At 38.1% G+C, this 11,780-nt stretch carries 12 protein-coding genes and 1 pseudogene; 2 read left to right on the top strand and 11 right to left on the bottom strand.

The window, feature by feature from the left end; genetic code table 11:
• Positions 1-658: 658 nt before the first annotated feature.
• The 10 genes and pseudogenes from AAZO_RS25445 to AAZO_RS41970 form a co-directional block, all read right to left on the bottom strand.
• Positions 659-940, bottom strand: a complete 282-nt coding sequence (locus AAZO_RS25445; protein WP_013193317.1) for a hypothetical protein — start codon at positions 938-940, stop codon at positions 659-661.
• Between the two features lie 36 nt (positions 941-976).
• Positions 977-1,147, bottom strand: coding sequence for a hypothetical protein (locus AAZO_RS36020; RefSeq protein ID WP_187289695.1), 171 nt, complete (start codon positions 1,145-1,147; stop codon positions 977-979).
• 344 nt (positions 1,148-1,491) lie between these two features.
• The gene (locus AAZO_RS25435; protein WP_228371806.1) at positions 1,492-1,737 is read right to left on the bottom strand and encodes a hypothetical protein; all 246 of its coding nucleotides are present in this window, start codon (positions 1,735-1,737) and stop codon (positions 1,492-1,494) included.
• A gap of 660 nt (positions 1,738-2,397) precedes the next feature.
• Positions 2,398-2,535 carry a hypothetical protein gene (locus tag AAZO_RS40715; RefSeq protein ID WP_013193315.1) on the bottom strand — a complete coding sequence of 46 codons (138 nt, stop codon included), beginning with the start codon at positions 2,533-2,535 and terminating at the stop codon, positions 2,398-2,400.
• Between the two features lie 269 nt (positions 2,536-2,804).
• The gene (locus tag AAZO_RS40710; protein WP_228371805.1) at positions 2,805-2,939 is read right to left on the bottom strand and encodes a DUF5674 family protein; all 135 of its coding nucleotides are present in this window, start codon (positions 2,937-2,939) and stop codon (positions 2,805-2,807) included.
• A 403-nt stretch (positions 2,940-3,342) separates the two neighbouring features.
• Positions 3,343-4,578, bottom strand: a pseudogene (locus AAZO_RS25420) (ATP-dependent DNA helicase); the annotation flags it as partial.
• Positions 4,572-4,877: a hypothetical protein gene (locus AAZO_RS40705; RefSeq protein WP_049790999.1), complete on the bottom strand. Its 306-nt coding sequence runs from the start codon at positions 4,875-4,877 to the stop codon at positions 4,572-4,574. The gene AAZO_RS40705 and the pseudogene AAZO_RS25420, both read right to left, overlap by 7 nt.
• A 218-nt stretch (positions 4,878-5,095) precedes the next feature.
• Positions 5,096-5,404 (bottom strand): hypothetical protein, encoded by a 309-nt coding sequence (locus AAZO_RS40700; protein WP_049790998.1) that lies wholly within the window; start codon positions 5,402-5,404, stop codon positions 5,096-5,098.
• Positions 5,405-5,536: 132 nt separating this feature from the next.
• Positions 5,537-5,830 carry a TnsA endonuclease N-terminal domain-containing protein gene (locus tag AAZO_RS40695; RefSeq protein ID WP_049790997.1) on the bottom strand — a complete coding sequence of 98 codons (294 nt, stop codon included), beginning with the start codon at positions 5,828-5,830 and terminating at the stop codon, positions 5,537-5,539.
• Between the two features lie 12 nt (positions 5,831-5,842).
• Positions 5,843-5,974, bottom strand: coding sequence for a hypothetical protein (locus AAZO_RS41970; protein ID WP_266890022.1), 132 nt, complete (start codon positions 5,972-5,974; stop codon positions 5,843-5,845).
• A 971-nt stretch (positions 5,975-6,945) separates the two neighbouring features.
• Between AAZO_RS41970 and AAZO_RS40690 the strand changes: the two genes are divergently transcribed.
• Positions 6,946-7,194: a hypothetical protein gene (locus AAZO_RS40690; RefSeq protein ID WP_228371804.1), complete on the top strand. Its 249-nt coding sequence runs from the start codon at positions 6,946-6,948 to the stop codon at positions 7,192-7,194.
• 1,457 nt (positions 7,195-8,651) lie between these two features.
• Positions 8,652-11,243, top strand: coding sequence for a chloride channel protein (locus AAZO_RS25405; protein WP_013193314.1), 2,592 nt, complete (start codon positions 8,652-8,654; stop codon positions 11,241-11,243).
• 37 nt (positions 11,244-11,280) lie between these two features.
• Here the strand turns inward: AAZO_RS25405 and AAZO_RS25400 are convergent, their stop codons facing one another.
• On the bottom strand, positions 11,281-11,583 hold the full coding sequence (locus AAZO_RS25400) for a sensor histidine kinase (RefSeq protein ID WP_041644100.1): 303 nt from the start codon (positions 11,581-11,583) through the stop codon (positions 11,281-11,283).
• Between the last annotated feature and the right edge of the window lie 197 nt (positions 11,584-11,780).

Here is an 11,780-nt window from a genome sequence, read left to right as displayed (position 1 = left end):
GCCGTATGGTCAATAATCTATGGTAGTGCCAATATTACATCATTATTGTCAATAGTTTCTTGTCCGAAAATAGTTGAAATAACTTCTGATTATAAGTTGGAATTTACGATTGTCCTTGAAATCTTCAAAACCTTAGATACATGAGTAAAAAAATTCATGTAAAAGATTAAGGTATGCTAATTTCTGACGAGCATTCCTTTTCGGAATTGTCTCATACTATTCGTCTAGAAATTCCTTTAAAATATTCATATAGTTATTGCACCATAACTGTTGATTTAATTCAAATTTAGTAATACTTTTTAAGAGTAGTTTTAGAATATTTAAAACTTTTGTAGGCTTTTCTAAAATTCTATTGATTTCTTCAACAATTTTAAGGCATCGTCAGATAGTTCGTTATTATGAATTAGCCAATCTTGCAAAAGATAATCTGCTAAAATATCTGATTTTTTTTTAATAAACGGTCATAACCTCCTTGGTTAATAAGCATATTGCAGGCAATTAGCTGATCTGAATATCTCTTTAGTTCTGTGGAATTTCTACATCCAACCTTTGTTGTAATTCAGCTTATTACAGCAGTATCTTCTCGATTTGCGGTATTAGATAACGCTGTCCACTGTAGAATATTTTCGACTCGTGTAGTAGGATTAATAGTATACTGTCATGTAATAATACTTTTCAAGTATCCAGATAGTAACTCCTCTATTTCTTCAGGCGTTGTTTCAAAATTGCCTATACTGTTTTCTTCTTGTCTTTTCTCTAGAAGCTTGACAGCTATCGCCGTCCAGATTAGATAATTATAATATCTATTAGCAATCCGAGTATCAGCTTGTGTTTTTCGATCAGCTGTCCATATTTCCAGATAACCTGATTTCAGAAGTTCTTCACAAGAAGCAACTGCTTCATTGTTTTCTAAAGCTGGTAACTGCAATTCTTTAACCATTGGGCATATTCGAGTTCCCTTTAGATACTTCAAAACTCAATCGTTGTAAGAACGAATAGCAATAGCAATTTTCCAAGTTTTAATACGACTACTGGAAATTTGTTCTATTAGCGTCTTCAAAATAGTTTTATCATCAGGTTCATCAATCAAAACTAAAGTACGACGTTCGGGAATTAATCCCATGAACCATGAGCTACTTGTTGTCATAGTTCCCATATTTGCCACATTTGCCTAAATTACCTGGCATCCTTCTGGTAAAGCCTGAGTTTCTGCACCTTGCAGAAGAAATCAAGTCTTGCCAATACGTCTAGCCCCATGAATAACAAGAATCTTTTCATCTGCATCATTAATAAGATTCCGAAATTGCTCTACTTCTCTTGTTCTTCCCTGATAAGTGGCATTTATAGTATGAGGATGGTTAAATACTTGAAATTTTTTATCTGCTCACATGCTTCAGCAATTCCCAAGAAACTTGCGTTTCTCCACCAAAATAAGCTTGCTTCAGATCAGGATACTGGTACAGTCGTGTTTCAATGTCTATCTTCTGCCAATTAGGATATTTCTAATGCCAACTTGGTAAATAATGTCTTAATATCTTTATTCCATTTCAGTTTATCGTCATTTGAAGCAAACGCAATATTACTTACCAATATCCATTTTTTTACTCCCTGCCATCTTTCTTGTGATTTACTAGGCGTTTTGAAGTATTCAGAAATTCTCTTAGCTTCTTTTTTGGCATCTGCAATAGTCAAAGATGTAGACTTGTTTTGATGAAATTTCATTTGGTAAATAGTCAATCCATCTCCTGATCGTGCATCCTGGGCAAAATCTTTTTCAGGACGGACCTAAAGACGAGCCTTATGATCCTTAAGAAGAGTCAAGGAGCAAATTAGATTTCCAAATGTTGAACCGCTTCTAATTAATCCCCAGTTAATATCAGACATAAAATTTAGCTTAATAATTATCTCTGTTCTATCTTAACTATTTTGACGTATTTACCTCTACTTGGGACAAACTATGGCTGTGAGTATCATTCAAAGGGCTTTAGTAAAGCGATCACTATCTTATAAATTAAGTCAATAACTACTCCAAAGAAGAAAGCCGCATGAAATAGCGTATTGTGCTAGAAGCAGATCTTAGATTTCTCACAAATAATGTAATCATTATCTTCCAAAAGCTTACACAAAATATGTTTCCTCGATTTTTTAAGAGAGTATTTTTTCAACAGTGTGAAAATCGAGAATCTAGATTTAATAAGACTTTCATAATCTTTGTTAAAAATCCGGGGAGACTGTCATAAACTTACCGAAAATTCATCTCATTACCTGCCTTTTGGGCAGGTAATGAGATGAATTTTTGCTTTAGTTAATTTAAACCAGAACTTCTGCCATCTCCCTAATTCGATTTGCCTAGGTTTGAGACAAGGTTGAAATTTCCAGACGACTAAAATCACTTGCCTAAGTTTCCAACCAATAAATATGCCACCGAGACAATTGACGTTTCATTTGAGCCAGTTTAAAGGTACTGCCCACATCTAAATCAATCGCTGTCAGTTCTAAAAATACTTTACTTTCTCTAACAATTTGAAGTAGCATTTCTCTATTAGCCTCATCCTAACTGAGAGATGCCATTTGTAGAAAGTTCTGTGCCAATCTTTCAAGATGTAAAGAAAGATGCTCGCATCGAAATATAATTTTTTCTACAGTCCAGTTATTCATACACTTCCTAATAAATTGTGGATAATTTGTTCGACCTTTTCCCAAATTGCTGGATCTAGAATTCCCACTGTTCTATTTTGACATGGACGGAGATTTACCATTCATTTATAGAAATTTCCTTGGGAAATAGGATTCTAACTTGCGCCCTAAATATCTTGCTGTTGACTCCCATTTTCAAGTAAAATACTTTCATAGCCAGAGTGCATTTTACCTTCACCTGCCAAAATTTGATGACGTATATCTATGACTATTTTAATATAGAAATGATTGGCTTGAAGCATCTCGTTGATTTAGGTAGGTGTTGCAGGTTCTCGTAAAATATGAATGATCAAGCTAAAGTACTAATCAATTTATTAAAATATTCTCTCATATTATCTTAAACAATATTTTCTGTACTACCAATGTAATTATGCAGCCAATCAATATTTTTAGTTGTCCATGAAAGTAGATGTTTATACCAGTTTTAGCATTGTATAAATGCGGGATGAATTAGTAGTTGAAACCCTTAAAATTTGTTCTAATTTCGGTGAAATTATCCCATGATTCAGCAACGTCCTCATTTTATGTGAGGTTGTACATAACTCTAAAATTTATTGATCTATCTGCATTTATCTGCGTGCATCCGCATTCAATTATTTTCGGTATTTTATTTATTCTATATATCTTCATATTAGTTTCAGTAGTTCATAAATGTTTACCCAACAAGACCAACCTTTGCTTTATCTCTGTATATCGGCGCATATTATTAGTAGAGCATACAGCTAAAGAAATCGTCTTTTTTGAACCAATTACAATTGCTAACTTTTTCGCACGAGTTAGACCTGTATAAAGCAAATTACGACTCAGTATCATATAATATTGCATATACAAAGGTAAAATCACCACCGCATATTCAGAACCTTGGGACTTATGTATAGAAACACTCTAAGCGAGTGTAATTTCATTCAAGTCAGCATAATTATAAACTACCGATTGGACTGATAAGTCATCGCTTGCGTGATCACCATACTGTACATTTACCTCTTGTTTAACTGTGTTAATTGCAGTAAGATTTCCTAAATCACTATTAAACACTTCCCGTTAATAATCATTAGTCTGCTGAATTAGCCTGTTACCTACCCGCAACGTCATCCCAACCCTAGTAATTTCCACTTTTTCGGGACTTTTATGGTTAATTAGTTTCTGCAAGATATTATTAAGAGTATGAGTACCCACTAATCCCATGTCATCGGACAAAGCACTTGTACATCTCTAGCTGAGTTAAATCCTAATCGGGGAATCAAATCTGTAATTAATGTACAAATTTTTTGTAAACCGTGTTCTAGTTCAAATCCTCCACCATGCTACAAACAATGAGAAATAGGGTTATTCTTGATGTGTTCAATTGTCGGATACTGTCCCCGGTTAATTTCGTTGGCTGCTGTAATAATTGCACTTTGTTGCGCTTGGCGAAATACCTGAGTTATTCCCACTACAGGCACTTTACCAGAATTTATCCAGTGAGCAAGTACATTAACCGGTCCAACTGACGGTAACTGGTCAATATCTCCCATTAATAAAAATTGTGTGCCCGCAGAAACTGCTTTAACTGCAGAAACTGCTTTAACTAAGGAGTATTTAAAAAAAATCTAACATACTCGCTTCATCAATAATAACTGCTGCCTGCGGTAAAGGATTTTCGCTACCGCATTTAAACCCCATCGTCTTGGGGTCAGATTCTAATAAGCGGTGTATTGTTTTTGCTTCCAACCCAGTCATTTCACTCAAACGTTGGGCAGCTCGTCCAGTTGGTGAAGCCAAAGCGATTGATTTTCCCATCGCCTTTCACAAGCTGACTATCGTGTGGTTAGTAAAAGTTTCACCTACTTCTGGACCTCCTGTAAGAATTATAATCGGGGAATAAGCAGCTGTTTCTACAGCAAATTATTGCCGTGGTGTGTTCGTGGATTTGTCGCTTCTTTAATCGAGAATAGAATGTGCGCTGATTGAGTGTTTGAATGTTTAAGGATAGGCAAGCTCTGAATATATGCTCGATAGACTGAAGCTGCTGGTGCTTGTTTAGGGGTTTCAAAATAGTCTGTAATAAATTTATCGTGTAGTTCGCTCTCTTGAGTTGGTACTTTGGATTGACGATTTCCTTTACTCTTTGTCCGTGGCAGTAGACTAATATAACCACAACCTAAGCTGGTTTCTGCGTCGTTGGGTACTATTGTACCCAACGACGCAGGGTGCGGGATTTAATATCTTTGTGGATTTCTGTGTGACGCTGGAAATATGCTTGTACTAGATGAAATCTGTGGTTTGCTTATCTGAGGTCGCTGGGGGAGGTGGCATCTATTAATGAGCGCACGGTTTCGTTGGTGCTTTTGAGTTCCTCTTTTGATTAGATGCTAATATCACCTGCAAAGAGCAATTGGAGAAGAAATGCTGTTGGTAACTATATTGGTTGCCCAACTTTCGGTAGTAGTGTGGTGGTGGTTTCACCGTGATTGATTAAAGTCCACGGTCTTGAGTCCCACAAAAATGTTGTGTTAGATAAGAGTGTTGTGGGGGAGATGAATTCTAAGTTAGGGAATATAGTTTCTTGTGTTAGCAGGGTATGAGCATCGGTATTTTGTTGATTTGCCCACAGTTTTAATCGCCAATGTTCTACTAATGGGACAACATACAAGTCTACATACAGCTGTTGGGTTACAATTATAGCGTATACATCTTTGGCTCTGACTCCGGGAACCGATGCCAGCATTGCGGTAATTGTTGTTCATAGGGTGCTTTTTACCCATTGCTGTATTTTTTCGGTGACGCTGGTGGGGATGTTCGTGTTGAACCCGAAGTAATCTGACATAAACATCAGGTTTTGGGTGAAAACTTGATGTACTTAAGCATTGGTGCAGATGTTGTATATTAGTCCATAGGTGGCGGCGTAAGCTTCTTCTGGGAGGCTGTGCCAATGTCTGGTTTCTGTTTTTTGGTAGCGTCCTGGGTATTTTAGGACTAGTCGCTCTAATGCTTTGACTGTTTTCCATTCTTCCCAGATTGCTCCTGTGGAGCGTAATACAAAGAAGTTAGGGGTATGGTAATGACTTATGTTACGTCCGACTGCATTTTTGTACTGAATTTTGAAGGGTGGGAGCTGGTAGTAATATTCTAAGACTTCTGGGTCGTTTTCCATCTGGTAAATTGCCTACAATTCTACGGTGTGGCTTTCAAATTGGATGGTTTGACCCATTTTCCGACTAGGGTATACTCCACTCAAGTTTTTGGCTCGTTCCTGTATACGACGTGAGGGTGGAGTAGCACGAATTTTGGGAATCAAATCTATTGTTTGTGCCGTTAGTTATTGCTGTCTACACCAATACTCAAATTCTTCTGAGTTCATTGATTTGCAACATCGAGGGTGCTGATAAAAAGAGTTTTTACCTTGACTACAATCAACAAATACTGTCCCTCACAGCTTGTTTGAACCATAACTTGGCAGCTAAGTTGATGACATTGCTGTTGGATTTGGGCAATTTTGACTGTTTGGGGTTTAGACAACTCTACGCTCTATTATGATTTACCTTTTTAACACGCGGCCATTTATTGGTACAAAATTTTATCTAACTTTTTGCTGCAAGGTGTGAAGCTTGGTGAATTTTTGGTCAGCTTATGGTTCAAAATTTGGCCATTTTTGAGGTAAAAGCACAGTTATACAAGGTCAAAGAGGAGAACCTTTAATTGCTAATCAGTATAAGGACAAAGGTAAAGAGATTTTAGGCTTGGATGCACGACTAGGCTTAATGTCAGGATTGGCCAAGGTGGGGAAGTGGTTAATCAACCTGATATTCAAAGTAGCATTTCTCAATCCAATAGTGGGTTGAGGAGCATCTAAACCAGTAAAAGTGGCGATCGCTTTTTATTGGGTGCATTTGCTCAAGGAGCATTTGGTACAGTTAGTAAGCAGGTAGAATAACAAAATCAAAAAGCGATTGTAGCAAATATGAAGCGACCTAACATTTCTTTCATCCGGTAAAATACTCAAATTACTGTTCAACTAAATTACTCTTTGCGACTTTAAACTACTGAATAGAAATTAGTAAGAGTTTTCCAGAGGATAAAAATGAACAAGTTTTTTTGTTTATCTCTAACTGTCACAACTTCTTTGATTGGTCAATATTCCACCTCAAGCATTACTGACACCAAGAGTATAATCAACTGATACCAAAATTTTTCTAAGTATTATCCCCAGAAGCAAGGTCACCTGCACTCAAGCCCAACTGCAAACTGTGGAGGTATGTCCGGGACATTTTGTATGCATCTCGTTTTACAAAATTGGGGAAGTTATTCAATGAGTATGGTTTAGATGACCCTTCTCACATCCTTATGGATGTGGATGGTTGTTTGCAAGGCTTGTCCGACAGGTCGAATTGTAAAGACTCAGGAGCCGATTTAATTCACCTCAGACAAATTAACCCAGTCAGTATTTGCGAAATGCTCCTTGCTACAAATGCTGTACACTTGACGGTTATTAAGCAATTTTCAGCTAGGACTCACTAAGTTTACAACGTTCGGGTGCTAACAGGCAAAGGTACTCCACACTACAGTCTCATTACCAAGGGATTATAAGTAGTAGTAGAAAAATGCTGGATAACTCCCAGTAATCCTTTATGGCAGAAATTACAAAATTTAATTCAAGAGTTACAGTCACGTAAAAATTTGACCACTGCTGCTGAAATTGTCAAAGTTTCTCCTCATCTGGTTAAGCGTTTATTACAATTAAGATCTGAGTCAACTCTTCCTAATCAAATTCCTAATCAAAAAGTTAAACATACAATCCAGAGAAATCAAGAATCCTCAGACAATTTTTGGCTTTACAGAATCTAAAAGGCGATATTTTGCAAAATTAAATGCTACATTTGAGAGAGATAACCGATGATTTAGAACAGTGGCAGAGGGAAATAATTTCAAATCAACATACTCCAAGAGCAAGTATCTTGAGATAAAATATAGATGTCAGTATAGAATTTAATATATCTTCCAAAGGGGTATTTAAATTAGCACTCTAAACAGCAATAAATTAAAAATAAAGCTTTTATGCCTTTATTATATTTCCCGAAGTAAGGTTTTCATTTTTACAAGTTGCTATATAATTTTCCCTGATTTACATAATTCCCCTTGTGGGAATTATGTAAATCAGGTACTCAAAATATTAGATCTAGTCCTTAAATATCTAAATATCCAATTTTTTGAATCACAAAAGTGGATAGTTACTTCACCATACTCCCTGAAGTCCAACATAGTCCAGAAAATGCTACACTTTCTCCTGCTTGATTAGCTACTTTCCATTCTTTTAATCAAAAGGGGCATCCTTGCTAGGCGACGCGATCACTATTGATTTGTTGGGCCGACTAATACTTAATCATTCTGGTCAGCAGCTTAACGAATGCCTTACTGCAACAAGCGCGATCGCTACGCAATAACTGAGTTCCAAAAACCCTACCCAGAGCTAATCTTCAATTCCTAAGATTTATTAAGACTCTCTCGGAAGAGGAGCAAGCAAATTTTTGGAGGTTTTGTGAGGAAAAAACCAAAAATCTTAGCCAGCTAGTGAATGACATTAAGGCTTGGTTAACTCTCAACTTTCACATTTTTAAACCTTTATCCAGTAAGGTTTTGAGAAATAACGAAAATGTGCTTGTTCATATTTTGCGGGAGAGTTAATCACGCCCCTGGTAGTCTCACAAGAACAAAGCCGAAAGGAATCGCTGGGAGGTTTACTACAAAAAATATCTAGCTGCAAAATGGGTACAAGCCAAAAGACCTGAAAAAATATTTACTTCCGAGCAGTACAAAATACTACAAATATTGTACTGCTACGGCATATATCTATATCTTTAGGCATAGGAAAATTTCATTCTGATTTCATTTTCTTATGAAACTCTATGAATAGGGTGAATGGTAAGATATTTCAGACATTTATATACCTTCATTGATGACAAGTGATTGCTAAAAATATGTTAGCCAGGAGTAAAATTTTTTGGTTGAGGCTTTCCCGTCAGCTGGTTAAACCGAGGCGCTTGGCTTTCGTGGAAGCTTGCGTGATTGGTCTAGTTTCTGGGTTAGCGGCAGTTCTGTTAGGACAGGCAGTGGATTGGGCAGGCGCATTACGAGTGCGTGTTTCTTACCATTGTCCTGCCTACTTAGTACTACCGAGTATTGGACTAGTAGGAGGAATCTTAGCTGGTTGGCTAGTCGAGTGCTTTGCACCGGAAGCATCAGGTAGTGGAATGTCTGAAGTGAAAGCAGTATTGGCTCGGGTACCGATGCCGTTAAATCTGCGGATTGCTTTGGTCAAGTTGATCAGCGCTACGTTAGTGTTGGGTTCGGGAATGCCTTTGGGACGGGAAGGGCCAACTGTCCAAATTGGGGCAGCCTTGGCAAATCAATTTAGTAACTGGGCTCCGACTTCACCAGAGCATCGTCGCCAATTGATCGCCGCTGGAGCGGGGGCGGGATTAGCTGCGGCTTTTAATGCACCTATCGCAGGTGTGCTTTTTGTAGTGGAAGAATTACTGCAAGATGTGTCAGGTATCACTCTTGGGACTGCGATTTTGGCTTCTTTCATCGCTTCAGTCATTTCCCGGCTTTATGGTAGTCACAACCTTGATCTGAATCATCTAAATTTAGGTCTTCCCGATACAACTTTCTTTGCGCAGGAAATCCCATTCTACTTGATTTTAGGAGTTCTGGCGGGGTTTATAGGCATTCTATTTAATAAAGGTATTCTCGAGAGTCTAGCAATTAACCGCCGAATGGTAAGGTTGAGTTTATCCTGGCGAATTGGAATCGCTGGGTTAGTTAGTGGTGTGGTGATCGCTTTATTACCTGCTACCTTTCGCGATCATGCTGGGTTGAGAGAAATTTTGCTTGCAGGTAATACTAACTGGTCATTTGCAGCGATCGCTCTTTTAGTTCAGTTTATCCTAATTATTTTTACCTACGGTTCTGGAGCGCCAGGGGGTTTACTAGTTCCCACCTTAGTCTTGGGATCTGCCCTTGGTTACTTAGTCGGTGCTATCGAACACAGTTTACTGGGAATGAGTGCTGCGGCAGTCTATGCTCATGTGGGTATGGCTGCTTTTTTTAGCGCTGTATCTAAGGTTCCAATTACGGCAGTTGTCATTGTATTTGAGATGACAACAGATTTTAACCTGGTACTACCGCTAATGATTGCTTCTGTGGTTGCCTACTTAGTAGCAGAAAAAATTGACCATCGATCTCTCTACGACCTTTTACTAGAGTGGAAAGGAATTCATATAACCAAGGAGCCAAGCAGAGAGGTGCTTCTGGCACAACTCAGTGCCGTAGATGTAATGCAACGGCGTTTGGAAACCCTCTCTAGCCAGATGAGTACTGATGAAGCGGTACAGGCATTTTCCCACTCTCACCATCGCAACTTCCCAGTTTTAGAGAATGGTAAAGTTGTTGGTATTGTTACTCAGGAAGATTTAGTTAATATTGCTTCGCAAAAGTTAAGTGGAGATACAACTATTAGCGAGATTATGACACCAGAGCCAGTGACAGTAACTCCCACAGCGACACTGGCTCATGTACTACATATACTTAATCGTTATCATCTCAGCTGCTTGCTTGTTACAGAAGGTCGCAAGCTTATAGGAATTATTACTCGTAGTGATATTATCCGTGTAGAAGCAGAGCGACTTAGTGGTAATAGCGAACAAATGGAACGTAAATTAGCACCTTCTTATGTGGTTTACCAAAGTCGCGCTCCGGCTACAGGCAAAGGAAGATTGTTAGTACCGCTTTCACATCCACAGACAGCCGAGACTTTACTAGAAATGGCAGTTGCGATTGCCAAAGATCGCAATTACGAAATAGAATCCCTACAAGTGATTATTGTTCCGTCTAGCCGTATTCCATCGGAAACACCAGTACAAATCAGCAAAAGTCTTCAACTTTTGCAACGGGCAATACTTTTAGGAGAGAATTCGCGGATTCCCGTTCACACCGAGATTCGAGTTGCTCATAATGTTGCTGGGGCAATTTTGGAGACTGTCAAGGAACGACACATTGACTTGGTACTGATGGGATGGAAAGGCAGTACATCAACTCCTGGTAGAGTTTTTAGCCGAGTCGTGGATACCATAATTCGACAGGCAGGTTGTGATGTTATCTTGGCTAAATTAGATGATAAAAGATCCTTTGACCGTTGGTTATTGCCAATAGCAGGTGGACCCAACTCCAGCCAAGCAATTAAGTTATTACCTGCGCTTTCTTCTTTAAGTAGGTCATCCCAAATCAATCTATGTCAAGTTTTCCAGCCTAATAACTCTATTCCCGATACAACTTTATTAGATAAATCCGTTAACTTTCTGCAATGCCGAGTTAGTGGTAAAGTAGTGGCTACCCCAATTCGTGCTAATTCTGTTTCTGATGCTGTCCTCCAGTGTGCAGAACAAGATAAGAGTGATGTAATTGTTCTGGGAGCTAGTTGTGAGAGTTTACTACAACAAGCGATTCAAGGAAATATTGCTGAAAATATTTCTCGTAAGAGTAATTGTACAGTTATCATGGTCAAAACTTAATTATATGAGTGCAACCCCACTCATAGAGTATTAGAAATCATACATGAAGAATTATCGGCAAGTATATAGTAGAAGTTATCCCTTGATTTGATGTTTTGCAGGCGATAATACTAGCTTGATGGGCCTCAATAATCCGCTTAGAAATTGCTAATACTAGAAGATTACCGCTACCTTTACATGCAGGGTCTGTTATATAAAATTTCTCAAAGATTCGGGGTAAATCACCCTCTTTTATCCCTTTTCCTTCGTCTTGAATTTGAATAATAGCTTGTTCGCCTTGGCTGTATGCAGAGATAAATACTTGATGATTGGCTGCTGAATGCTTAATCGCATTATCCAACAAATTGAGGATTATTGTAATAACTAGCCTGGATCGGCCTGAATGATTAGGCTTCTGACGTCTACTTGTGTAGAAATTCCCAGTAACTTACTAGCCTTAATTTATAACTACGAGTTGAATTTAGTAGTTCAAAAAGGCTATCTCTTTATTATAACATAACAGTAATTCTGAAAAAGTTCTAATAGTACCTGTTTTGC

This window comes from 'Nostoc azollae' 0708, from assembly GCF_000196515.1.
GTDB lineage: Bacteria > Cyanobacteriota > Cyanobacteriia > Cyanobacteriales > Nostocaceae > Trichormus_B > Trichormus_B azollae.
The sequence above is the reverse complement of the archived record's forward strand: the minus strand, read 5'-3'. Positions and strand labels throughout refer to the sequence as shown.